Origin of the sequence: Haloplanus rubicundus (genome assembly GCF_003342675.1) — an archaeon.
GTDB classification, from domain to species: Archaea; Halobacteriota; Halobacteria; order Halobacteriales; family Haloferacaceae; genus Haloplanus; species Haloplanus rubicundus.
In genome coordinates this window covers 2,814,710-2,837,986 of record NZ_CP031148.1, presented here as the reverse complement: position 1 = coordinate 2,837,986, position 23,277 = coordinate 2,814,710, and the positions used below count along the sequence as shown (strand labels likewise).

27 protein-coding genes are annotated in these 23,277 nt (G+C 67.4%); 9 read left to right on the top strand and 18 right to left on the bottom strand.

Going from position 1 to position 23,277, the window contains the following annotated elements:
• Positions 1–22: 22 nt before the first annotated feature.
• The 3 genes from DU484_RS15650 to DU484_RS15640 are packed head-to-tail and all read left to right on the top strand — an operon-like array spanning position 23 to position 1,610.
• Positions 23–709 (top strand): cytochrome c biogenesis CcdA family protein, encoded by a 687-nt coding sequence (locus DU484_RS15650; RefSeq protein ID WP_114586869.1) that lies wholly within the window; start codon positions 23–25, stop codon positions 707–709.
• A gap of 5 nt (positions 710–714) precedes the next feature.
• Complete coding sequence (gene ccsA, locus DU484_RS15645) at positions 715–1,488, top strand: cytochrome c biogenesis protein CcsA (RefSeq protein ID WP_222844860.1); 774 nt, start codon at positions 715–717, stop codon at positions 1,486–1,488.
• 5 nt (positions 1,489–1,493) lie between these two features.
• Positions 1,494–1,610: a CcmD family protein gene (locus DU484_RS15640; RefSeq protein WP_114587297.1), complete on the top strand. Its 117-nt coding sequence runs from the start codon at positions 1,494–1,496 to the stop codon at positions 1,608–1,610.
• 3 nt (positions 1,611–1,613) lie between these two features.
• Here DU484_RS15640 and DU484_RS15635 read toward each other — a convergent pair whose 3' ends face one another.
• Genes DU484_RS15635 through DU484_RS15625 form a run of 3 tightly spaced genes read right to left on the bottom strand, consistent with a single transcriptional unit; the run spans position 1,614 to position 3,384 of the window.
• Positions 1,614–2,288 carry a heme exporter protein CcmB gene (locus DU484_RS15635; protein WP_114586868.1) on the bottom strand — a complete coding sequence of 225 codons (675 nt, stop codon included), beginning with the start codon at positions 2,286–2,288 and terminating at the stop codon, positions 1,614–1,616.
• The gene (locus DU484_RS15630; RefSeq protein ID WP_114606390.1) at positions 2,285–3,013 is read right to left on the bottom strand and encodes an ABC transporter ATP-binding protein; all 729 of its coding nucleotides are present in this window, start codon (positions 3,011–3,013) and stop codon (positions 2,285–2,287) included. The genes DU484_RS15635 and DU484_RS15630 overlap by 4 nt, the downstream gene beginning before the upstream one ends.
• Positions 3,010–3,384: a cytochrome c maturation protein CcmE domain-containing protein gene (locus DU484_RS15625; RefSeq protein WP_114586866.1), complete on the bottom strand. Its 375-nt coding sequence runs from the start codon at positions 3,382–3,384 to the stop codon at positions 3,010–3,012. Before DU484_RS15625 ends, DU484_RS15630 begins: the two co-directional genes overlap by 4 nt.
• 164 nt (positions 3,385–3,548) lie before the next feature.
• Here DU484_RS15625 and DU484_RS15620 point away from each other — a divergent pair, with 164 nt between their 5' ends.
• Positions 3,549–5,129 (top strand): M61 metallopeptidase family protein, encoded by a 1,581-nt coding sequence (locus DU484_RS15620; protein ID WP_114606389.1) that lies wholly within the window; start codon positions 3,549–3,551, stop codon positions 5,127–5,129.
• 89 nt (positions 5,130–5,218) lie between these two features.
• Here DU484_RS15620 and DU484_RS15615 read toward each other — a convergent pair whose 3' ends face one another.
• The 4 genes from DU484_RS15615 to DU484_RS15600 form a co-directional block, all read right to left on the bottom strand.
• Entirely contained in the window at positions 5,219–5,377 is a 159-nt protein-coding gene (locus DU484_RS15615) for an HVO_2901 family zinc finger protein (protein WP_245944455.1), read from the bottom strand.
• A gap of 123 nt (positions 5,378–5,500) precedes the next feature.
• Positions 5,501–6,919: a class II fumarate hydratase gene (locus DU484_RS15610; RefSeq protein WP_114606388.1), complete on the bottom strand. Its 1,419-nt coding sequence runs from the start codon at positions 6,917–6,919 to the stop codon at positions 5,501–5,503.
• Between the two features lie 37 nt (positions 6,920–6,956).
• Entirely contained in the window at positions 6,957–7,223 is a 267-nt protein-coding gene (locus tag DU484_RS15605; protein ID WP_114606387.1) for a BolA family protein, read from the bottom strand.
• A 42-nt stretch (positions 7,224–7,265) separates the two neighbouring features.
• Positions 7,266–7,586, bottom strand: a complete 321-nt coding sequence (locus DU484_RS15600; RefSeq protein ID WP_114586862.1) for a hypothetical protein — start codon at positions 7,584–7,586, stop codon at positions 7,266–7,268.
• A gap of 84 nt (positions 7,587–7,670) precedes the next feature.
• Between DU484_RS15600 and DU484_RS15595 the strand changes: the two genes are divergently transcribed.
• Positions 7,671–8,603, top strand: coding sequence for an HhH-GPD family protein (locus tag DU484_RS15595; RefSeq protein WP_114606386.1), 933 nt, complete (start codon positions 7,671–7,673; stop codon positions 8,601–8,603).
• Between the two features lie 10 nt (positions 8,604–8,613).
• On the opposite strand, the gene DU484_RS15590 is transcribed toward DU484_RS15595, so the two are convergent.
• On the bottom strand, positions 8,614–10,485 hold the full coding sequence (locus DU484_RS15590) for a cation:proton antiporter domain-containing protein (protein WP_394338746.1): 1,872 nt from the start codon (positions 10,483–10,485) through the stop codon (positions 8,614–8,616).
• Between the two features lie 95 nt (positions 10,486–10,580).
• On the opposite strand from DU484_RS15590, the gene DU484_RS15585 reads away from it, so the two are divergent.
• Positions 10,581–10,982 (top strand): hypothetical protein, encoded by a 402-nt coding sequence (locus DU484_RS15585; protein WP_114586860.1) that lies wholly within the window; start codon positions 10,581–10,583, stop codon positions 10,980–10,982.
• Here the strand turns inward: DU484_RS15585 and DU484_RS15580 are convergent.
• The 5 genes from DU484_RS15580 to DU484_RS15560 are packed head-to-tail and all read right to left on the bottom strand — an operon-like array spanning position 10,979 to position 17,235.
• The gene (locus DU484_RS15580; protein ID WP_114606385.1) at positions 10,979–11,758 is read right to left on the bottom strand and encodes a hypothetical protein; all 780 of its coding nucleotides are present in this window, start codon (positions 11,756–11,758) and stop codon (positions 10,979–10,981) included. The two genes, DU484_RS15585 and DU484_RS15580, sit on opposite strands and share 4 nt — an antisense overlap.
• A gap of 45 nt (positions 11,759–11,803) precedes the next feature.
• The gene (locus DU484_RS15575; RefSeq protein ID WP_114606384.1) at positions 11,804–12,802 is read right to left on the bottom strand and encodes a cytochrome b/b6 domain-containing protein; all 999 of its coding nucleotides are present in this window, start codon (positions 12,800–12,802) and stop codon (positions 11,804–11,806) included.
• A complete protein-coding gene (locus DU484_RS15570; protein ID WP_114586857.1) occupies positions 12,799–13,179 on the bottom strand; it encodes a hypothetical protein in 381 nt (126 codons plus the stop codon). Before DU484_RS15570 ends, DU484_RS15575 begins: the two co-directional genes overlap by 4 nt.
• A complete protein-coding gene (locus DU484_RS15565) occupies positions 13,180–13,842 on the bottom strand; it encodes a 4Fe-4S dicluster domain-containing protein (protein ID WP_114586856.1) in 663 nt (220 codons plus the stop codon). It abuts the gene before it with no gap.
• A 12-nt stretch (positions 13,843–13,854) separates the two neighbouring features.
• Positions 13,855–17,235, bottom strand: coding sequence for a formate dehydrogenase subunit alpha (locus DU484_RS15560; RefSeq protein WP_114586855.1), 3,381 nt, complete (start codon positions 17,233–17,235; stop codon positions 13,855–13,857).
• Positions 17,236–17,429: 194 nt separating this feature from the next.
• Here DU484_RS15560 and DU484_RS15555 point away from each other — a divergent pair, with 194 nt between their 5' ends.
• Together DU484_RS15555 and DU484_RS15550 are read left to right on the top strand one after the other, a co-directional pair.
• Positions 17,430–19,562 (top strand): hydrogenase iron-sulfur subunit, encoded by a 2,133-nt coding sequence (locus DU484_RS15555; protein WP_114606383.1) that lies wholly within the window; start codon positions 17,430–17,432, stop codon positions 19,560–19,562.
• Positions 19,562–20,188, top strand: a complete 627-nt coding sequence (locus DU484_RS15550) for a TorD/DmsD family molecular chaperone (protein WP_114606382.1) — start codon at positions 19,562–19,564, stop codon at positions 20,186–20,188. Before DU484_RS15555 ends, DU484_RS15550 begins: the two co-directional genes overlap by 1 nt.
• On the opposite strand, the gene DU484_RS15545 is transcribed toward DU484_RS15550, so the two are convergent.
• Positions 20,185–20,427, bottom strand: coding sequence for a hypothetical protein (locus tag DU484_RS15545; RefSeq protein WP_157969378.1), 243 nt, complete (start codon positions 20,425–20,427; stop codon positions 20,185–20,187). The two genes, DU484_RS15550 and DU484_RS15545, sit on opposite strands and share 4 nt — an antisense overlap.
• Positions 20,420–20,737 (bottom strand): hypothetical protein, encoded by a 318-nt coding sequence (locus DU484_RS15540; RefSeq protein ID WP_222844859.1) that lies wholly within the window; start codon positions 20,735–20,737, stop codon positions 20,420–20,422. Before DU484_RS15540 ends, DU484_RS15545 begins: the two co-directional genes overlap by 8 nt.
• A 280-nt stretch (positions 20,738–21,017) precedes the next feature.
• Between DU484_RS15540 and DU484_RS15535 the strand changes: the two genes are divergently transcribed.
• The gene (locus DU484_RS15535) at positions 21,018–22,244 is read left to right on the top strand and encodes a DUF7405 family protein (protein ID WP_114586851.1); all 1,227 of its coding nucleotides are present in this window, start codon (positions 21,018–21,020) and stop codon (positions 22,242–22,244) included.
• A gap of 50 nt (positions 22,245–22,294) precedes the next feature.
• Here DU484_RS15535 and DU484_RS15530 read toward each other — a convergent pair whose 3' ends face one another.
• From DU484_RS15530 to DU484_RS15520, 3 genes are all read right to left on the bottom strand, one after another.
• Positions 22,295–22,480, bottom strand: coding sequence for a hypothetical protein (locus tag DU484_RS15530; protein ID WP_114586850.1), 186 nt, complete (start codon positions 22,478–22,480; stop codon positions 22,295–22,297).
• 61 nt (positions 22,481–22,541) lie between these two features.
• Positions 22,542–23,003 carry a hypothetical protein gene (locus tag DU484_RS15525; RefSeq protein WP_245957257.1) on the bottom strand — a complete coding sequence of 154 codons (462 nt, stop codon included), beginning with the start codon at positions 23,001–23,003 and terminating at the stop codon, positions 22,542–22,544.
• A gap of 23 nt (positions 23,004–23,026) precedes the next feature.
• The gene (locus tag DU484_RS15520; RefSeq protein ID WP_114606381.1) at positions 23,027–23,275 is read right to left on the bottom strand and encodes a hypothetical protein; all 249 of its coding nucleotides are present in this window, start codon (positions 23,273–23,275) and stop codon (positions 23,027–23,029) included.
• Positions 23,276–23,277 lie beyond the last annotated feature (2 nt).

Here is a 23,277-nt window from a genome sequence, read left to right as displayed (position 1 = left end):
CCCGCTTCCCCTCGACGACCGAATGATAGAGACACCCTCCACGGTTGCGGTTTTTTTTGCGGGAGTGCTGACTATCCTGACACCGTGTTGTCTGCCGATGATTCCAGTTCTCGTCGTTGGCGCGAACGGTAACCGACTCCGTCCGGTCGCCATCGTCGCCGGGAGCACACTGACGTTCACGGCGCTGGGGACGCTCACGGGGTCGCTCGGCGCGGTCACGCCGGAGACGGTCCGAGCCCCGTTCGCGGTCCTCATGCTCGCGTTCGGCGTCGTGCTGGCCGACGACGACGTGAACGACCTCTACACGAGGTACGCGTCCCGACTGGCGGGACGGGCGACGGCCGTGACGGGGCGTGTCGACGAGGACCGCCACCCTCTCGCCAACGCCTTCGTCGTCGGGTTGCTTCTCGGCGTCATCTGGTTGCCTTGCGTCGGTCCCATCCTCGGCGGCGTCCTCGCGTACGTCGGGTCGTCGGCGGGCGTCGGCGGCGGTGCCGCCCTGCTGTTTACCTACGGGATCGGCTTCTCGATTCCTCTCCTCGGCGTGGCCTACGTCGGCCGGATCGGCGGTCGCCGCCTCGTCGACGCTGCCGCTCCGTCTGGCGAGGGCTTCCGAACGGCGACCGGCTACGCCTTCGTCCTCCTCGGTCTCGCGGTGCTTTTCGACGTGGACAAACTCGCACTCGCGTCGGTCACTAATTTGAGCTGACACACATGACGACAGACGACTACGAACGAACGGAACGCAATCGACCGCGGTCGAATCGCTTCAGCGCCGCCCGAATCGTCGGACGGGTGACGGGTATCCTCCACCGCGTGACGCGGAGTCCCGCAGTGAAGTGGGGGGCACTCCTGTTCGGCACGCTCTCGCTGGCGCTCGTGTTCGGCGTCGCCTCGAAGACGATGTACGGCATCGAACACGGCGGCAATCTGCTCGCGTACTGGCACATCGCCCTCGCGTGGGTGGCCGCCGCGGCACTCGGCACCACGTTCGTCGGGAGCGCGCTCTACCTCCGCTACCACGGCCCGTTCTGGAGCCGTCTCGCCCACAGTTCGGGCGAACTCGGCTTCCTCTTCGCGACGCTGACGCTCCTGCTCGGGAGCGCGTGGGGGAAAGTCATCTGGAACTCGTGGTGGGAGTGGACGGACGTGCGACTCGTCACCTTCCTCATCGTGTGGTTCATCTATGCCGGCTATCTCGTGGTGTCGTCCGCGACGGATCCCGGGTCCGGTGACCGATACGTCGCGGTGTACGGCGTCATCGGCTTCGTCACCGTGCCAATCTCGTACGCCTCCACCCGGCTGTGGACGCCGACGTTCCACGAGACGACGATGGGGAACCCGCAGGTCAGCGCCAACATCGATCCCACGACGCTGGTCGTGACCGTCGTCGCCGCGACGCTTCTGTACGTCTACCTGTTGGGGCTTCGCATCCAGGTACACGAAGTCGAAGACCGGATTCGCCGACGCAGCACGCAACGGAGGTGAAAATCATGGAACCACTGCTCCTGTTCGGCTACACGGCGCTGTTCGTCGCCCTCTTCGGGTACGTCACGTATCTGCAGCGCCGACTGGGTCGTCTCGAACGCCAACTGAACGACGCACGATAACCGCTACGCCTCCACGACGAACTCGAACGTCGCCACGCCCGCGAGCAAGAGGACGCCCGTGTAGAGACAGAGGAGGCGGAGCCACGACCCCAGTCGGGCGCCTGCAGTGAGCGCCGCTGTGAGTTCGACCCCCGCCAGCAACACGGGGACGACCAGCGGAACGAGCAACAGTGGGAGCGCGAGTTCGTCGAGGCCGGAGCGATAGGTTAGCGTCGCGACGACGACGCCCACGGCGGCGAATCCGACGGCGGCGACGGCGAGAACCCCGACGACGGCGAGCGCCGTCCCCGGCGTCGGCGCGTAGCCGAGGAGGGCCGTCGTCGCCCCGAGCGTCACGACGTTCACGACGAAGACGAAAAGCGCCGTACTCGTCACCTTCCCGAGATAGACGGCCGAGCGGTCGACTGGTGCCACCAGCAGACCGTCGAGGGCGGCGTTGCGGTCCTCGACGGCCGCCGCCTTCGTCACGCCGAGCGTGCCGCCGAAGACGAATGCGATCCAGAGCGCCCCACGGCCGAGTACCGCCGGCTCCCGGAACGTCTTGACGAAACTGAACGCGAACGCGAGGACGACGAGGAGCGCGAACATCGCCATCGTCGTCGTGATGCCCTTCGTCCGACTCTCGATACGGAGGTCCTTCTTGACGATGCGGAACACGGCGGCGAGGAAGGTCTTCATACGCCGCGGCCACGTCCCGGTTCGTCCAGCCCGATCGCACGGCGATACGTGGTTTCGAAGTCCGTGGCCGAGCCGTCGAGGGCGACGTCGGCGCGGAGTTCCCCCCGGTCGAGTACCAGCGCCCGGTCACACCGCTCGACCCCGCGGTCGATGTCGTGTGTCGTCAGAACGACGGTCCGGTCGTCGAACCCGTCGAGGACGGCCTCCAGGTCGGCGACCGACCGCTGGTCGAGTCCGGTGTAGGGTTCGTCGAGGAGCAACACGTCCGGGTGGTGCAGGAGTGCGCGGGCGAGCGACAGTCGCTTGCAGAGTCCGTGGGAGAACGCGTCGGGTCGCTGGCTCGCTCGCTCTCGCAGACCCACGGTGTCGAGTACCGCCTCACAGCGCGCCGCCGGGTCGTCGAGCCCGTGGAGGTCGGCGTGGACGCGCAGGTTCTCGCGGGCGGTGAGGGCGTCGTACAGCATCGTCTCGTGAGTTACGACGCCGAGCCGTCGGTAGACGGCGTGATCGTCCGGCGTCAGTTCCGAGGTGCCGAGGGTGATTGTCCCGCTGGTCGGACGGACGAGCCCTGCGAGCATGGACATGAGCGTGGTCTTGCCGGCCCCGTTCGGTCCGAACAGTCCGACCGTCTCGCCGTCCTCGACGGCAAACGAGAGGTCGTCGACGGCGGTGACGCGACCGTATCCCTTCGTCAGATCGTCCACTCGAATCGCCGTCTCAGTCATCGCGACTCGGGGGGACGTTCGGACCCTTCGTGGGCACGGACGGAGAGCTGTTTGGCGACGAGGGTGTCCCCCTCGACCCGCCCTTTCGCGACGACGATACGGTTCTCACCCATCGTCTCGGGGAGCGTTCCCTCGTAGACGACGCGCGTCGAATGGTTGCTGTCGGTCACCTCGAACGTCGACCGCTGTCCCTGCGTGTCGAGGTGCTGTACCGACCCCTCCAGATTCACCCACTCGCCGTCGTAGTCGTCGTCGGACAGTTGTGTCGGTGTTACGAACGCAGCGGAGGCGTTCATGCTCGACACACCGAGTACGCCGAGGAGAACCAGCATCCCCACGACCGTGACGAGGAGCTTGTTTTTTCGTCGCACTGGCCCCAACTGCGAGCCGACGATTCTTGATTGTGTCGGATCGATAGTGGATATGAAATAGTGCGGATATGGGACGTACACCCACGATTCGTGACCCTCTCGCAGCCTCACGACCAGCCGACGCCGGGCCACAGATTCTTCAGCCACCGTTTCCAATGCGCGCCATGACATCTCGCCCGGTTCGGACGCTCGTGGCGCTCGTCGTTGTCGTCGGCTCGCTCGTCGGTGCGGGCGTGGCGCCCGCTGCCGCGACGGTGACCGACCCGGCTACCGTCGAGTGGACGACGCTGCCCACGCACGAGGGGGGTTCGACGGGGACGCCAGGTGACGAGGCGATCATCCACCAACGGGGCATCGTCTCTCGCAACCCCGAACCGGGCAACGTGACGCTCACCTTCGAGTACGAGGTTGCGTCGTCGATCACGGGCCTCCGCGTCGCCGTCCCGGTCGTCGGTCTCGACGGCATCGACGTCGCGGGGATGGACGGCTTCGAGCGCACGGAGCGCGGCTACTTCCTCTGGGACGGCGAGACGGAGCGCCCGACGATATCGATGACGATGGCGGTGAGCGACTCGATTTCCGAGGGCGTCCGGGGCGTCGAGCGTGACGACTGGGCGCTCGTCTCCGAACCCCAGACGCGGGTGCAGGTGCGGACCGACGCCCAACCGCTACAGACCAGTTCCTTCACCGTCGCCGACGGAGAGGAGGGGTACGCCCGGAGCCACCTGGCCTACCTCGGCCCGCACGAGCGCCGGAACGTGACCGTCGCCGACGAGCGGGCGACCTTCGTCCTCGGCGACGAGGACGCCGACCCGACGCGAGCCATCGAGTTCCTCCGCACCGCGAACGAACACTTCGACTTCGGCATCCGACGCGACGCCGTGACGGTGTTCGTCCTGCCGCTGACCGCCGCGGAGACGGAGAACATCGAGGCCGCGACCATCGACAGCGCGTTCTGGATCGGGGCGTCGGGGATCGAACTCGACGAGACGGGCGCCGTCTTCGCCCACGAGTACGTCCACACGCGACTGGAGACGATCGGTCGGGGCGACGCGACGTGGGTGACCGAGGCGAGCGCCGAGTACTACGGCCGGCTGTTCGCGCTCAACGACGGCGTCGGCACGTACGACTCCTTCCTCGAGGGGCTCCGCGCGAGCCAGTACGCGCCCGACCGCCGCGTGGTAGTCCTTACGGACGCCGAGACGTGGCGGGGGACGCAGGCTCACTACGACAAGGGCGCCCACGTCCTCGCGGCGCTGGACGCGGAGATTCGGCGCCGGACCGACGGCGAACACACCCTCCGTGACGTGTTCACCGGGCGGACGGAGTCGTTCGAGAACTACCGGGCCTTCCGGACGGCGGTGATCGAGGTGACGGGCGACGAATCGCTCGGCGCGTGGCTCGACCGCTACGCCACCACCGACGCCTTACCGCCGCTCCCGGAGGACCCGCGGTACTACGTGGCCGAACCGTCGCTCGACCCGGACGGCGACGGGATGGCGAGCGGCGCCGAACTCGACGCCGACCGCCACCCGTTCGTCGAGGGGGCGGCGAGCGAGCGATTGGACGAACGGCGAACGGCGACGGGGACGCCGACGGACGCCGACGGTGAGACGTCGACCGACGCCGGCGGCGAGACGACGCCGGAACCGACCGGCACCGAAGGGCAGGCTCCGGGCTTCGGCGTCGTCGCCGTCCTCGCGGCGCTCGCGGTGCTCGCGGTCGGCGTTCGTCGCAAAAAATAGGGCGATTCGTACGGATTATTGTAACTGGTTACCGGCGGTTCGCCGGACCGTCTCGGCGAACCGCCGGTAATGACTTACAATAAACAGTATCAGGCGCGCCGCAGCCCCTCGCCGAGGCCGCTCGCTTCGCCACACTCCGGACATTCGTAGGTCCACCCGTCCTTCGTGGCGCGACCCTCCGGGAACTCGGCATCACACTTTCGACAGACGAGCAGATCCCGGCGGGTAGAGACGTGCATCTGCGGCATAATCGGAGAATCTACAGCATCCAACATCAACGTGTCGGTTCGGTTCCATGCTAACGTATGTCGTGGCGAAGGGGACGACGAACGGGCCGTATTCGGCCGATGCCGGTCCGTCGGATTCCCGAATTACTCGTCGTCGTCGCCGCTCAGAATGCCCCGGTGGGTCATCCGCTCGGGATCGAGGACGTCGTCGGCCTCCTCGGCGGTGAGATACCCCTTCTCGACTGCCACCTCGCGGACGGTCTTGTCCGCTTTCAGCGCCGCCTTGGCGACTTCGGAGGCCCTGTCGTAGCCGATGGCGGGGTTGAGCGCCGTCGCCAGCGCCATCGACCGCTCGACGGCCGCGGCGCAGTGGGCCTCGTTCGCCTCTAGCTTCGCCACGAACTTCTCCGCGAACGTCTCGGCGGCGTTCGCGAGGATGGTCGCCGACTGGAGGAAGTTGTACGCGATCACGGGCTTGTAGAGGTTGAGGTCGAGTTGGCCGCCCGCGGCACCCGCGGAGACGGCGGCGTCGTTGCCCACGACCTGCGTGTGGACCTGGTTGACCGCCTCGGCGACGACGGGGTTGATCTTCCCGGGCATGATCGACGACCCCGGCTGATTCTCCGGCTGTTCGATCTCGCCCAGCCCGTTTCGCGGCCCGGAGGCGAGCAAGCGGAGGTCGTTGGCGATCTTGTTCAGCGACCCGGCGACGGTCCGCAGGGCGCCGTGGGCCTCGCCCATGGCGTCGTGGGCGGCCTGGGCCTCGAAGTGGTCGTCGGCCTCGCGGAAGGGGAGACCGGTCTCCTCGGCGATGTAGTCGGCGGCGCGGTCGGGGAACTCGGGGTGGGTGTTCAGGCCCGTCCCCGTCGCCGTCCCGCCGAGGGCGAGTTCGGCGAGTCGAGGCTGGATCGACTCACAGCGGTCGATCCCCTTCTCGACCTGCGTGCGGTAGCCGCCGAACTCCTGACCGAGGCGGACGGGCGTCGCGTCCTGCAGGTGGGTGCGGCCGGTCTTGACGACGCCGTCGAACGCCTCGGCCTTCGCGTCCAGCGCGTCGGCCAGCGTCTCCAGCGCCGGCACGAGGTCTTTCTCCACCGCCTCCAGCGCTGCGACGTGCATCGCCGTCGGAATCACGTCGTTCGAGGACTGCCCGAAGTTGACGTGGTCGTTCGGGTGGACGACCCGGTCGCCCACTGCGGCGCCCATGCGTTCGGCGGCGCGGTTGGCGATCACCTCGTTGGCGTTCATGTTCGAGGAGGTGCCCGATCCGGTCTGGAACACGTCGACCGGGAACTGGTCGTCGTGGTCGCCGGCGATCACCTCGTCCGCGGCGTCGACGATGGCGTCGGCCACGTCGTCGTCGATCAGGCCCAGGTCGCGGTTGGCCCGCGCCGCCGACTTCTTGACGACGCCCAGCGCGCGGATAAACCGCCGCCCGAACCGGGCGTCGCTGATGGGGAAGTTCTCGACGGCGCGCTGGGTCTGTGCGCCCCAGTACGCGTCGGCCGGTACCCGAATCTCGCCGAGGCTGTCGCGTTCGACGCGGAAGTCGTCGCCGCTCATGCGCGAGCGAACGGCGGCCGCGTCGTAAAACTTACCGTTACGCGTCGCCGTGTTCCGCGTACGCCTCGGGCGTGTACGTCTTCATCTCCAGGGCGTGGATGTCGGTCGTCATGTACCCCTCCAGCGCGTCGTACACCATCTCGTGTTGCTGGACGAGGGGCACCCCCTCGAAGGCGGGCGAGACGACCACGGCCGCGAAGTGGGCATCCTCGTGGTCCTCGTCCGGCACGCGGGGTTTGGTGACCGTCGCTTCGGCGTCCTCGATGCCCTCCTCGATCAGGCGTTCGACTTCGGCAGTGTCCATACGCTTACGGGGTCGTCGGGCCACAAAAACCACGCGCTACGCCTACATCTGGTAGCGGCGTTCGTCGTCGCGCTGGGGGTACTGGTCCGCGCCCGTCATCTCGTCGTAGGTCATTCCCGAGAGATACTCGTCGTAGGTCACGTCGTACCCCTGCCGGAGGTGGAAGTCAAGGTCGCCGGTGTCGACGGTCGAGCGATAGAGCGCGTGGATCGCCCGCCGGACGAGTTCGCCCTCGTCGCCGTCGAACGCCGCCAGCAACATCGCGAGTTCGTTGCGCGTCTCGCGGTCGAGGTCGGTGGTCAACTCGTCGCCCAGGTCGCTGTAGGCGTCTTTCACGTCCGCGTTCAGGTCGTCGAGGCTCATGGCCGGTCCGAAGGTGGCGCGCCGAATACGGTTTTCGGCTCGGAAACCACCACGCCTAACCCGCCCGCTCCCTACCCCTCGACGATGACCGACGCCGAGGGCGCGGACGCCGCGCTCCCCGACGACCTCGACATCGACGCGCTCCGCGCCGCGCTCGTCGAGTGGTACGAGGCCGACCACCGCGATTACCCGTGGCGCCGGACCGACGACCCCTACGACATCCTCGTTTCGGAGGTGATGAGCCAGCAGACGCAGTTGGATCGGGTCGTCGAGGCGTGGAACGGCTTCCTCGACCGCTGGCCGACCGTCGAGGCGCTCGCCGACGCCGACCGGAGCGAGGTGGTCGCGTTCTGGTCCGACCAGCGCCTCGGCTACAACAACCGCGCGCGCTACCTCCACGAGGCGGCTGGACAGGTCGTCGACGACTACGGAGGCGAGTTTCCCGAGACCCCTGCCGACTTACAGGAACTGATGGGCGTCGGCCCCTACACCGCCAACGCCGTGGCGAGTTTCGCGTTCAACGCGGGCGACGCCGTGGTGGATACGAACGTCAAGCGCGTCCTCTATCGCGCGTTCGGTGTCGAAGACGACGACGAAGAGTTCGAGCGGGCAGCGAGTGAACTGATGCCCGACGGCGAGTCCCGCGTCTGGAACAACGCGATCATGGAACTGGGCGGCGTCGCCTGCCAACAACGGCCCCGGTGTGACGAGGAAGGATGCCCGTGGCGCCGGTGGTGTCGCGCCTACGAGACGGGCGACTTCACCGCGCCCGACGTGCCGACGCAACCCGAGTTCGAGGGCAGTCGGCGGCAGTTCCGGGGGCGGGTCGTCCGGGTCCTCGGCGAGCACGACGAACTCCCGCTGGACGAACTCGGACCGCGGATTCGCGTGGACTACGCGCCCGCCGGCGAGTCCGGCCGCGAGTGGCTGCGCGGCCTGCTCGACGACCTCGAAGACGACGGGCTGATCGAGGTGATCGAACGGGACGAGGGTACGGTGGCCCGTCTTCGGGCGTAACGACGGTGGGTCACCCCGACTGACAGTAGTCGATGGCGTCGCGGACGGCCTCCTTCTTGCCGATGAAGGTGACGCGATCCTCGCGTTCGAGCACGTCGTCGGCGTGGGGGACCTGACTCTCGCCGTCCCGATTGATGAGCGCGATGTAACAGCCGTCGTCGAGTTCACCGCCGATCTCGGCGACGGTGCGGCCGGCGACGTCGCTCGACGTGAGCGCGATTTCTTGGACGTCGCCGATGCGGTCCATCTCGGTCATCCAGTGGGCGATGCCCGGTCGTTCGATGAAGTTGTCCATCGACCACGCGACGGACATCCCGGTCGGTACCGCCTCGACGTCGAGGTCCTCGAACGCGGCGACGTTCGCCGGTTGGTTGACGCGTGCCACGACCGTCTCGACGCCGAAGCGGTTCTTGGCGAGTTGGGCGACCAGCAGGTTCACGTCGTCGTCGCCGGTGGCCGCCGCGATGACGCTCGCGTTCCCGGCGCCGGCGCCCCGAAGCACGTCCGCCTCGGTGGCGTCGCCGTGGGTGGCGGTGTAGCCCGCCGCCCGCGCCTCCTCGACGACCCGGCTGTCGGCGTCGACGACGACCACTTCCTCCCCCCGGTCCTCGAGGCGCTCGGCGAGCGCCGTGCCGACGCGGCCGCCGCCGACGACGATGACGCGCATGGGTATCACGTCGAGCGCCTGGGCAATATGTCGTGCGAACCCGCCCTGGACGACCACCGTCGCGAGGATGACGAGAAAGACGGTGCCGACGAGCGTCGACGCGGCGCCGGGGTTCGTCGCGCGGAGTTCGAGCGCGAACAGCGTGGCCACGCTCGCGGGGATGATCCCTCGCGGACCGATCGCTCCGACGAACAGCCGCTCGCGGAGCGTCCATCGGCTCCCGACCGTACAGAGTAAGACGAGCGCGGGGCGAAGGACCCCGGCGACGAGGGCGACGACCAGCAGTCCGCCGACCCCGAGCGCGACGAGGTCACGCACGGACAGCAGCGCCGCCAGCGTGATGAACACGAACGCCAGCACGAGCAGCGTGATGTCGCCTTTGAACCGTTCGATCTCCGCCCGGTAGGGGATGTCGGCGTTGCCGAGGACGAACCCGGCGGTGGCGACGGCGGCGATGCCGGCTTCGGCGGCGTCGACCTGTGCCGCCAGAAGCTCCGCGAGCGCGTACGCCACGAGCGCCGCGATCAGGACGATCAGCCGGGCGTTCTGCGGGGCGTTCTCTGCCGACAGCCCGACGTGACGGAGCAGGTACCAGACGACGGCGGCGACGGCGAGGCCCACGCCGATGCCGATGCCGAACCGGACGCCGAACTCGGCCGCGAGCGTGCCGACGCTGTGTGTTTCCACGACGACGTACTCGAAGGTGACGATGGCGAGGATGGCGGCCGTCACGTCGTTGACGACGCCCTCGGTCTCCAGCGTCGTCGCGACGCGTTCGCGCACCGGCACGACGTTCATGATCGGGGTGATGACCGTCGGTCCCGTCGCCACGAGCAACGAGCCGACGAGGAAGGCGAGTCCCCACGTCGTCCCGAGCGCGTACCGAACGACGACGGCGGTCCCGACGAGGGCGCCGGCCGCGCCCACGGTGACCAGTCGGATCGATTCGGTCGGCGCCTCACGGAGGCGGTCGACGTGGAGGTGGAAGGCCCCCTCGAAGACGATGATGGCGACGCTGAGGCCGACGATGGCGGGGAGTGCGTCCCCGAACGTCGCCGGGTCGACGACCCCGAGACCCTCCGGGCCGACGGCGACGCCGGCGAGAACGAGAAACAGCACGCTCGGGACGGCCAGCCGGTCGGCGAGCACCTGCGCGGCGACGCCGAGGCCCATGATGACGACGACCGGAACGATGGTGTCGATGGCGGCGGTCACTGACGAACTCGCTACACCGTTTCTCGGCCAGCTACAACACGGTTTCTCCGCTCCGCCGCCGAGGATTTATGGGTTCGCCCCGCCGCTAATCGATCATGCGCATGGAACTCCGCGTGTGTAAGCTCTGTCACGAGGGCGAACACGGCAACGAGCACAAGACTGCCGTCACACGGGACATGGTCCGCTGCGCCCAGCAGATCAGGGAGTACAAGGACCTCATCGGTCTCGACGAACTTCACATCACGATGGTTCAGGAGGGCGATCCGGGCGGCTCCGAGGCGCTCCCGGTCATCGTCGCGAGCATGGAACAGGACCAGATTTCGCTCTCGGACACCCAGCTCGTCATGGAGGACGACGACGGCAACTTCCTCGTCTACCCCGAACCGAAGGACATCCTCGAAGTGCTCACGCGCAACATCGACCAGATGAGCCAGCAGACCCGACAGGACGTGACCGTCGAACTGTCGACCGAAGGCGCGGAACTCCTGTCGGCCTAGGGTTCGGGCGACGGATACGTCCCCCGGCCGACTTCGGTCGTCCCGTTCGCGACGACCCAGCCATCGCGTGGTCCGGTCGCAGCGAACGACACCCGATCGGTGTAGCCGTTACCGGTCCAGCCGCCCGCGAACCACTCGTTCGAGCCGTAGACGGCGACGACGCCCGACACCCGCGTCGAGTCCGCCGACCCGTAGGCGAGGTAGACGGGCGCGTCGTAGGCGAAACACGCCGTCTCGTCCCGGTACGGGAACGGGCAGTCCGTGGGTTCGCGCGCCGCGTCGGGGACGAACGTCGGCGACGCGCCCACGGGCGCCCGCGTCTCGATTGGGTAGGTCGCCGTCTGCGTGACGCTCACCGTCACCGTCCGGTGCGATACCTTCTGGTGGTCGGGGTTCTCGGGGTCGTATTCGGATTCGTCGATTTCCTCGCGGCGACCCATCCCGTCCGCCTCGACGACGCGGAAGTAGCGCGTCTCGACGACGAACGTCTCGGCGGTGAGTTCGAGCATCGGGCCGTACTCGGTGTCGACCACCGTCGCGTCCATCCCGTCGACGGTGTCGTTCGGCGCGATGGCGTCCGCGTCGACGGCGGCGTCACCGTCTCGTTGTGGGAGTGGGACGCGGATCGTCACGTCCGAGAGCGTCCCCGTCGCGTCGACGCCGACGCTGTACTCGTACGTGCTCGTGTAGCTCTCGGGATTCGGCGCGAGGAAGGAACAGCCGGCGGTGAGCGTGAGGGCGGCGAGCAGGAGGGCGAGGATTGGCCGTCGGGACATCGCTGCGGACATTGACAGCGAGCCGAAAAAACGGTTCCGGAGCGGTCAGTCGTCGTTCGATTCGGGGTGGCCGCCGTCGGCGGCGGTCGTCGGCTGGCTCCGCTCCTCTTCGAGGCGACGCTCCCAGCGCACGCGCAGGAGGTTGCCGTACATCGAGAGGACGAGGCCGACGAAGAGCACGAAGATGCCGGCGTTGATGCCGAGCGTGAGCAACAGGCTCTCCGGGCCGCCGCCGATGGTTATCTCACGCGGGACCGGATACCCCTCGTCGAACACCGAGCCGATCATGACGCTCGTGATGCCCACGACGGTCAGGATGCCCATGACCGTGCTGATCGTACTCCACGACGGGGCGAGGGTGAGATCCTCGATGCCGCCGTCGGCGTGCGTCTCCGGGATCAGTTCCCGGGGGATGAACGCTTTCGGCTCGACCGGGTAGAACGCGGGGTGGAACCCGTGTTCGAAGATGTGGAGCATGACCCCCATCAGCATGATGACGCCCAGCAGGCCGTGGAAGACGACGAAGCCCATCGCGGCGGTCCTCGTGCCGAAGTACTGCATCAGGCCGGTCTTGCTCCAGATGAGCAGTCCGCTGATCGTCAGCAGGAACAGCTCGATGGCGAAGATGAAGACGACACCCTTGCCGATGTACGAGAGCAGCGGAATCTCGTCGGGGTCGCCACCGGCGAACTGCTTCGCGGCCGGGTGGCGCTCGTCGGCGCTCCCGAGCGCGAACTGCACGTCCTGGATGAACGCCTTCACGTCGTCGCCGCTGGGCATGATCTCCGCGAAGTTGCTCCGACCGGTGTCGGTCGTGATCATGAGCGTCGCCCAGAAGCCGATGAGGGCGATGAGCCCGAATCCGGCGGCCCGATGCAACGCGGTGACGCTCTCGGGACCACCCATCAGCGACACCATCCACCAGAGTTCGTCGTTGAACGTCAGGCTGTACCCCGAGAAGAACAGCAGGAACACGTCGAGGGCCAGCAACGAGTGGAACGTCGTCGTGACGCGCGTGAACTTGCCGTGATCGAGGCTGGTCATTCGGCCTCACCTCCGTCGGTCGCGACGGCCTCCGTGGTCCCCTCGCCGGGCTGTTGCATCCGGTCCGCGAGGCGACGGAACGCCGCCCAGTGGATGAACACCATCAGGAGGATAAAGAGTCCCATCAGCACGTCGGCCGCGTGGATGACCGCCACGAGGAAGTCGAGCCACGGGACGGTGTTGCCGACGACCCAGTCGGTCCCGATGCCGCCGCCTTCGACCGTCGGGGAGACGCGGAACAGGCCCTCGTAGAAGACGGCCGTGCCCGCGGCCCACCAGACCGATACCACGGCGAGCGCGAGACCGACGATGGCGCTGATCACCACCGAGACTTTGCTGTACCCACTCGTTTCCGGAAGGTCATCTTGGTAGCTCATTTAGAACACCTGAGCCTCCTCTTCGCCGAAGATGATCTCCATGGCGACGTCGTTGAAGAACGTGCCACTGTCGCGACGCTCCAGTTCGGCCGAGATTTCGTCGGCGTCGCCGACGAGGATGGCGTCGGTCGCACACTCCTCGGCACACGCCGGCCCCTTGCCGACGTCTTGGCGCTCCTCGCACATGGTACACTTGTCCATCGTGCCGCCGGTGCCGAACAGCTGTGCCGCCCCCTCGTCGGATTCGGGGAACTGCGGCGCGCCGAACGGACACGCCGACAGGCAGTACTGACAGCCGACACAGAGGTCATCACGCACCTGGACGAAGCCGTCCTCCTGTTTCACCAGCGAATCCGTCGGACAGACCGACACGCAGGGTGCGTTCTCGCAGTGGTAACACTGCATCGGAACCGCCGTCTCGCCGGGCGACTGACCCTGTTCGAGGGCACGGGCGCTGTGGGCGTTGAGCCCCTCGGCGCCCTCCTGCCCTTCCATCATCGTCGAGATGCTGATCCGCTGTTCGTCCGGGGCGGAGTCCCACGTACGCTTGCAGGCGACGACACAGCCACCGCAGTCGATACACGCCTCGACGTCGGGGAAGATGCGGGCGTCCTCGCCCGTGCTCATCACGCCCTGCCGCATGATTTCTTTGTTGCTTGACATGCTTGTCACCTCCTATTGGACCGCGTTCTGGTCGCGGACGTCGAAGTCCTTCTGTGTGCCAATGTCGTTGCGATCCTGCGGGAACTCGAGGTCGACGTCCATGTTGAGTTCCTCGAGGAGGCTCTGTGTCGCCGGGCGGACCGCGACCATCCCGACTTTCGTCTCCTGCATCTGCGTCTCCACGTCGTAGCCGCGGGACGTGATGGCGTTCACCGAGTCGCCGATGGCGTACGGCACCATCCCCTCGGGGTATTTGTCCTCCAGGCTCTGGCCCTTGAAGACGCCACCCCAGTGATACGGGAGGAACGTTTCGTCGTCGTTCGGCCGGTTCGTCACCCTGGCCTTCACGAGGATCGACCCCCGGTCGGTCGAGGAGATGACGATCAGGTCGCCGCCGTCGACGCCGAGGCTTTCGGCCTTGTTCGGCGATATCTCGGCGTACATGTGGGGCTGGAGGTCCGCGTTGTGGATGTTGCTCCGCGTCTCCGAGCCGCCACCCTGATGTTCGACCTGCCGGCCGCTCGTCAGGATGGTGTCGAGCGCCGGCCCGTCGCCGTCGCCGTGGATGATCTCCATCGCCTGCTCCTGTTCCACGGCGTTGTTCTGATCGAGGCGGTAGAAGTTCCGCTGCTGGCCGTTCGCCGGCCACTCCTCGACGAGGTCCGGATGCGGACTCTCGAGCGGTTCGCGGTGGACCGGCGTCGTGTCGATGAAGTTCCAGACCACCGCGCGTGCCCGTCCGCGCCCGGTCGGCGCATCGGGCTGCTTGAAGTCGTACTGCTCGTAGAACGACGGGTCGATGCTCTGGGTCTCCGAGAGATACTGATCGAACTCCGGAATCCCCGTATCCGGATCCGCGAGCGCCTGGGCGGCGGTGTACACCGACCGCTGGTTGTCTAGTGCGTGTTGCTGCGGGATGGTGAGTTCGTCGGACTGCGTGGACTGGGTCGGGTCGACCAGACTCGCCGGTGGCACCGTCTTCCAGCCCGGATACTCCGGAATCCCGTGGATCATCCCGTCGCTGGCCGTGTCGGCCTCCGACGCCCAGTCGGGGTCGTAGGGTGCCCGCGTCAGATCGAGGGCGTCCTCGACGCTGTCGTACCGGTCACCCACGGCGTCGACCGTGTTCTGGAACGGGTACTCCTCGTCGGTGTTCATCGCCTCCCACTCCTCGGGGCTTGGCGCCCGCGTTCCCCACCGGGTCCGGAAGTCCTGCCCCCCATTGTTGGGGTTCATATCGTCGTTCCAGATGATCGGGGTGCCGGGGTGACCCTCACCCCAGCACGGCCACGGGAGCCCCCAGTACTCGCCTTCGACCGGCGACCCCTCCGCGGCCTGTAGCGTCTCGTGGGAGAACGCGTAGTCGTACTCGAGATGTTGCTGGAGGCGTTCCGGCGTCTGTCGGTAGCCGATGGTGTTCGTCCCGAGGTTGAACTCCCGGATGACGTTCTCGTAGGTCGACTTCCCGTTGTAAATCTCCGGGCCGGTGCCCCAGTCGAAGTGCTCCCCGAAGCCGAGTTCGTCGGCCAGTTCCTGCATGATTCGCAGGTCGGGTCGGGAGTTGTGCGACGGCGGACGGACCGGCTCGGACCACTGGATGGAACGGTGCGTGTTCGTCAGCGAGCGGTAATGCTCGTACTGACTGCAGGCCGGCAACAGCAGGACCGGCGGTCCCTCGTCGTAGTCCGGGAGGACGCTCGCGACCGAGGGGAACACGTCGATGACGACGAGCAAGTCGAGGTTCTCCATCCCCTCTTTCATCTTCTCCATCTCGCTGATGGAGTTCGAGGAGTGACCCCAGAAGATGCCGATCTTCACCTGATCGGGCTGGTAGACCGGCGTCTCCTGCATCCGGTCCTCCTGGTCGAGGGCGCCTTCGAACCAGCGGGCGACCGTGAGCCCGTTCTGGAACATCATCGAGTTCGGCGCCGGGTTGCCCGGACCGAAGTCGCCCTCGTGGCTGCTCGTCGGGAGCGACTCCGGCACCACGTCGTTCGCCATCGCGTACTTCTCCGGCGGCATCACCTCGAACCGGTCGTACATGTCCTCGAACGAGGTGGAGCCGCTCGTGTACGGATTCATGTCCCAGACGTCGGCCCACCACGACCAGCCACCGGGTGACAGCCCGTAGTACCCCGGCAGGATGTGGCTCGCGACGGCGAGGTCGGTTGCACCTTGGACGTTCGCGTGCCCGCGCATGACCTGCAGGCCGCCGCCGCTCCGAGCCGCGCTCCCCGAGCCGAGGCTCGCGGCGGCGTACGAGCGGATGTTCTGGGTGCCGTTGTTGTGCTGGGTGCCACCCATCGCCCACTCGATCTGGATGTGCGGGCGGTTCTCGTGGAACATCTCGGCGAGTTGCTCGATCTCGTCGACCGAGAGCCACGTGATCTCCGAGACGGTCTCCTTGTCGTACTGGTCGAGGTCGGCGTCGATCTCCTCCCACCCCTGGACGCGGTCGGTGAGCATGTTCTGCCCCGTGTCGTCCGCGTCGGGGTCCATCGCCAGCCCGTACTCGTCACGGAGTTCCTTGATGATGCCCATCATCAGGGCCACGTCGGTCCCCGGTCGGAACCGCATGTACTCGTCGGCGTGGGCCGCCGTCTTCGTGAACCGGGGATCGAGACAGAGGATCGTTCCGCCGCGTTTCTGGCCCTCGAGGATGTGCTGCATCGCGATTGGGTGGGCCTCCGCCGGGTTCTGTCCGATGACGACCAGCAGGTCGAAGTTACGATAGTCCTGCAGGGTGTTCGTCATCGCGCCATAGCCCCACGTGTTCGCGAGGCCGGCGACCGTCGTGGAGTGACAGATGCGTGCCTGGTGGTCGACGTTGTTCGTGCCCATAAAGGCCGCGAGCTTCCGGATGGCGTAGGACTCCTCGTTGGAGTGGTGGGCACTCCCCAGGATCATGACGCTCTCGCGGCTGGCTTCCTCGTCTACGTCGACCGCTTGATCGGGTGAGACGTCCGAGTCCGGCCACAGCGCCTTGATGTCGGTGCCCAACCGCTCGTAGGCGGCGTCCCACGACATCTTGCGCCACGCGCCGTTCTCCCGGACCATCGGGTGCCGGACGCGCTTTTCGGAATGTTCGGTCTCGTAGATCCCTGCCCCCTTCGAACAGAGCGACCCCTGGTTGATCGGGTGGTCCTCCCACGGTTCCATGCCGACGAACGAGTCGCCGACGCGCTCCCCGTGGAACCCACACCCGACGGAACAGTAGTTACAGATGGTCTTCGTCAACTCTCCTTCCGTATCTGCGGCCGACTCCGACTCCTCACCCGTCTGGGCGAGCGCTTGCCCCGCGCCGCCGCCACCGAGAGCGACGGCCCCTGCAAGCGCGCTCGCTTTCATGAACGAGCGCCGGTCGAGGTCGATCGAAACTGGTTCCGTACTCATGATGTGTAACCCCTCGCAGTACGCGTGTCATTGCGTCGCACGCGTATGTTTAATCACCATGGACTGACATTATATAAATTAATGCTTCTAGGCTGACCTAAATTCACTGTCGTTCGTTTCGCAGTACGGCGAACGAAACGAGTCATGACTAGGACGAAGCAAGTCTTATACGAGTGGTACCGTTTATCACGGTCATGAACGTCGGCGCGTTCGTATGCTCCTGTGCGGATACGTGCGATATCGACCTCGAAGGCGTCCGTGACGGCGTCAGGGATGTGGAAGTAGTCGCCAGTTCGTCCCATCTCTGTGACGACGGCCTTCCGGCGATGGCCCACCTCATCGAGGAGTACGACCTCGATCAGCTCCTCGTGACGACGCCCGAGGGTCGCTGTCAGGACGCCATCCGGGAGACGGCGGTCGAGGGGGGCCTGCATCCCGAGGCGACGGCCTTCGTCGACCACCGCGAGGGTGCCGCCTGGGTCCACGACAGCGCGGCGGCGACGGAGAAGACCGCCCGCCTGCTGAACGCCAGACGGGAGAGCCTCGATCACGAGCCGATCTCCCGGACGGTGTCCCGCGAGGCGGGCGACGCCGTCGCCGTCGTCGGCGACGCCGAGACGGCCGCGGCCCTCGCCGACACTGCGGACGTGACTCTCGTCGCCAACGGCAGGGACTTCGACGACGCCGACGCCGACCTCGGCGACGTCTCCCTCGCCCGCGGCCGCGTCGTCGACGTCGTCGGCGAGTACGGCGACTTCGAACTCGAACTCCGCGCTCGCGTCACCGAGGACTGCATCTCGTGTATGGACTGCGTGCGCGAGGGCCCGGACGGCATGGTGACGCGCAGCCCGGTCGACATCGACCCCGACGCCCCCGACGGCGAGTGGGCGGACTGCTGTCCCGTCGACGCAATCGACCTCGACGGCGTAACCCGGACGGTCGAGGCGGACCAGGTGATCTTCCCCGGCGCGACCGGGACGGCCCGGGGCGGGCAGATCGGCCTCTACACCGGCCCCGTCGACGGCGCCACCATCGCCGCCGTCGAGGATCTGCTCGGCGGCATCACGAAGCCACAGCATCTCGACCTCGACATGGAGGTGTGTGCCGCCGGCGAGTCGAGTCAGCCGGGCTGTAACGCCTGCGTCGACGCCTGTCCCCACGACGCGGTCGACCGCCCCTACGTCGACGAAGTCGAGTTCGATCCCGTCGCCTGTCAGGACTGTGGCGCCTGTACGAGTTCCTGCCCGACCGGCGCGGTGCAGCTCCGCGACCCGTCGAACGAGCGCATCGCCCGGGAAGTCGAGACGCTCCTCGACCCCGGCACCGACGACGACGGCGGCCTCCTCGGCGGTCTCCGCGGCGGCGACGCCGCCATCGACACGCCCGTCGTCGCCTTCGTCTGCTCGGAACGCGCCGAGGACGCCCTTCGCCGCTACGGCCGCCTCGCCCGCGAGGACGACGACGTCCGCTACCCGCCGATCCTCCCGGTCGGCGTCGACTGCACCGACACCGTCGGCGAGCCCCACGTCATGCACGCCCTCGCGGCCGGGGCGGACGGCGTCGCCATCGTCGGCTGTGGCGGCGACTGCCTCCACTCCGGTCCCGATCCGAAGGCCGAACTCGTCCGCCGACTCGACCGCGCGACCGGTGACCTCGGCCTCGGCGAGCGGGTCACCTTCCTCGCGCCCGACCCTGCCGAGCCGCGGGCGTTCGTCCAGGACCTCTCCCAGTTCGTCGTCGAACTCGATCCGACGCCGGTGCCCGCGGGCGACCACGAGGCGACCGGTACCGTCCGGGAGGACAAACCCAACCCGCCGTTCAACAGCCACGACTGGACGCTGGAGAGCGTTCGCGCCCTCCTCGACCACGTCGAGCCGAACCGGGAGGTGATACGCGGCCTGACGGACTTCGGCTGGATGGAGGTGTCGGACGCCTGCAACCTCACGCCGACCTGTTCGACCCTCTGTCCGACCGACGCCATCCGCCGCACCGACGACGCCGATCTCGAGTTCAACCACGAGGACTGTGTCAACTGCGGCCTCTGCGAGGAGGGGTGTCCGGAGACGGCCATCACCATGCACGACGGTCTCGACCTCTCGAAGCTCCCCGAGAACCGCGAGGGGGAGCGCTGGGAGACGGTGTACGAGGGCGAGATGCGCGCCTGCGTCCGGTGTGGGAAACCGTTCGCCAGCGAGGGGACCGCGGAGCACGTCGCCGGCGAAGTCGGCGAGCTGGTGGAGGGCGTCGCTCCCAAGTCCGAACACAGCGTCTTCGACTACTGCGCCGAGTGTCGTGCCGTACTCCTCTTCGAGGAGGGGGGTCGCTGATGGACGAACAGGCCCTCTACGAGTCGCGACTCGAACTCGTGGACTTTCTGGTCGAGGCGCTCCACGACGCCCCCGACGAGTCGTTCGTCGAACGACTGCTCTCCGGCGACGTTCGGACGCCGGACGGCGAGGTGAACGAGCCGCTCGACCGCGGCTTCGACGCCCTCCGTACCTTCGTCGAGGAACACCAGGAGTACGACGTCTCGGAGGTGCAAGACGCCCTCGAACGGGAGTACACGCGCCTGCTCGTCGGGCCGCGCCCGCCCGTCATCGCCCACGAAACCTACTACCGGGAGGACGCCGACTACCTCGGCGAGGGGGTCGCCGAGGTGGAGGCGAGCTACGGCGCCGCCGGCTGGGCGCCGCCCGAGGAGTATCCCGAGGAGAACGACTTCGTCGTCGTCGAGCTCGCCTTCCTCCGCCACCTGATCGATCAACAGCGCCAGGGCGCCGAGGAGGCCGTCGGCTTCGAGCGCGTCTTCCTCGACGAACACGCGCTGACTTGGGTCGACGCCTTCACCGACGACCTGCGCGAACAGACGAACAGCCGATTCTACATGGCCGTCGCCGACGTCTACGCGGGCACGCTCCAGTTCGAGGACGAACTCGTCGCGGGGCTCCTCTAGTCGCGGCCGGCGAGGACGACCATCCCGACCAGCCCGACGACGAACAGTCCGAGCAGGACGAGCGTCGCCGGCATCGCCAGCGCCATCGCCTGTTCCATCCGAAAGTACCAGCGCCAGGTCTTCGCGAACTCCGCGAGCATGGCGACCGTCGCCGCCCCGAGGACGACGAGCAGGAGACCACCGCCCGAAAGCAGCGTCACCCCGCGCATGAGCCGCGACGGTCCCGGCAGGTCACTCATCGACGACCCTCCGTGCGATCACCAGCAGGGTCGCCGCGGGAAGCAACAGCGCCAACACCCCGGCGACGAAGACGCCGAGGTAGCTGACCGTCGATTCGAGGTGGATCGCCCAGTGCCACGTCCCTTTGATTTCCGCGATGATGCCGACCGTGCCGACCGCCAACAGCGCGAGCACCAGCAGCGTTCCCAGCGCGTACGTCGTCCCACGGAGGTAGGCGAGCGCCCGCACCGCCGGCGCGACGCCCTCCGGGTCGGCGTCGCTCCCGGCCGCCGTGACGGCCTCCGTCTCGCCCGGTTCGGCCTCAGCCATTCTCGTCACCCCCGGTCGACGGGGCGTACGTTCGGTACATATCGTAGACGACGAACGCCGCAACACAGGCTCCGACGAGCAGCAACGGGATCGCGAATCTGAGCGGGAGTGGGCCGTAGGTGGCACCGAAACTCTGGTGCATGGATCGTCTCGTTGTCCCCATTTGGGGGGCTCAGAGACAAATAGTCTCGGGTCGGAGTCGGCGTCGTCCGGGCGGCTTCGAGGCCGTCTACGGAGGCGAGACGCTTATTACGATCCCAGCCGTCGAGCCCACAACGAGATGACATCCCGACGTTCGGCACTCGCACGCCTGGGCGCGGTCGCTGGGACGCTCGGGCTCTCGGGGTGTGCGCAGTTCCTGGGCTCCGCCAGCAGTAGCGGCACCGACCTCCCGCCCAACCCACACGCCGACGCCCTCCCGAACCGACAGTTCGTCCAGAACCCGTACCTCCGCACCGACGACGCGGGCAACGACATGCAGGCCCGGTACCGGCGACTCCTCTTTCTGACCCTCGACGTCGAGCCATCGGCGAGCGCCGCCCGGACGGTCGAACGCGGGATGCGAACCATCGAAGCGGCCTACGACTGGCGCGCCGAGGGCCTGTTCCACGTCCTCGCCTGGGGGACCGACTACTTCCGCCGCATCGGCGAACTGGGCGCCGCCCCCATCTCGAAACCGCAGGTCATCTCCCGGACCGACAATCCCGATCTCCTCGAGTTCGACGCCGTCCTGATCCTCGAAAGCGACGTACCCTCGCAGTTGACGGCCGTCGAGAACGCCATGTTCCGGTCGGGCGGGCCGCTGAACGGCGAACCGGTCGACCACCCCCTCGGCGACGTGTTCCGCATCGCCGAGATCCGAACGGGCTTTCTCGGCGAGGGGTTACCCGCCCGCCACGCCGACGTCGAGGGGATTCCGGCCGGCGCGCTCTCCCAGGACGACCCCACGTTCATGGGGTTCTTCTCCGACCGACAGGGGACGCAGGCGAGCGAGGAGTTCGTCACCATCGACTCCGATCGGTTCGCGGGCGGCACGACGCTCCACGTCTCGCATCTGACACAGAACCTCGATACGTGGTGGGAGGGACTCGACGACGCCGGCCGCGTCGCACGGATGTTCTCGCCGGAGTTCGATCCTTCCGACATCCCCGACTTCGCCGACGACGTCCCCTTCAGCGACGCCGTCCGCGACCACGCCCGGCAGTTCGACGTGGTCGGTCACCACGAGAAAGTCGCGCAGGTGCGCCGCGACGGCGAGCCGATCATCCTCCGTCGGGACTTCAACACGACCGACGGCGACCACGCCGGCGTCCACTTCCTCTCCTTCCAGCGGAAGCTCAAACACTTCCGGGCGACCCGACGCGCGATGAACGGCTGGTACGTGCGCGACGACAGTCAGGCCATCACCGACCGCGAGAACAACGGCATCCTCAATTTCATCGACGTGCAGTCGCGGGCGAACTTCTACGTCCCCCCGCGGGACAAACGCGCCTTCCCGCTGTACTGACCGTCGAAACTACCCGCCGACCGACGACGAAATAGTCCGTTCGCGGCCGACTACAGGTCGTCGGCGTCGATGACGGAGTCCGAGTCCGACGATCCGGTGATGTCTTCGGCCCGGATGTCGCCGTCGGTTTCGCCCTCGTTGATCTCGTGGGGGGCGATGTTGTACTCCCAGACCTCGTGCCCTCTGTACGTGTCGGCGGCGCCGTCGGGTCGCCAACCGAGGTCCCTCTTTGTCATACAATGTCACGCAACGGGTTGGGAGATACTAAAACCTTCGCCGATCCGGCCCCCGCTGGGATCAGACCGGCGGCGCGTTCGGCGGGCGCTCGTCGTCGTCCGTGGAGAATGCGCCGACGAACAGGTCGACGTGGAGCCGGAGCAGCGTCGACTCGTCGAGTCCCGTCTCCGCGGCCTGGTCCGCGAGCCGTTCGGCGAGCGGGTCGCTCGGGGCGTAGTGGAGTTCGCCGGCCTCGGCGTCCACCTCGAACGACACCTCCGTGCGGCCGGAGACGAGGTACTCGATTTCGAGGAGGGCCTGCTCGGCTTTCGTCTCGATGGCCGTCTCCCGGTCCTCCAGCCGGGCTTCGGCCCACTCGTCGGCCGCGTCGACGAACCGCTGGGTCAGGTCGATGGTGAGCGTCAGAACGAGACCCCTTCCCCTTCGAACGCCGGTTCGAATCGGGCGGACTCCCCGCAGGCCGGACAGGTCTCGACGACCGAATCGCGGTCGACCAGACCGAGTCGGGTGAAATGCCCGCACTCGCTACACTCGTACTGCATCGATCACTCCCACGGCTCCGGCGCCGGCTCCGTTTCGCTCAGCTCGCCGTAGAGGACGAGCAGAAGCGCGAGCGCTCCACCGAGGACGGCCAGCCCGACGAGCCCCGAAATCGGCGTCTGTCCCACGCCGCCGCTCGACAGCGGCCCGAGCCGCCCGAACACCTGCAACATCGTCAGGACGACCCAGATCGCCGCTGCGAAGACCCCGAGAGTGACGATTCGTGCCTGTGTGAGCGCGGTTCTGATGCCCATGG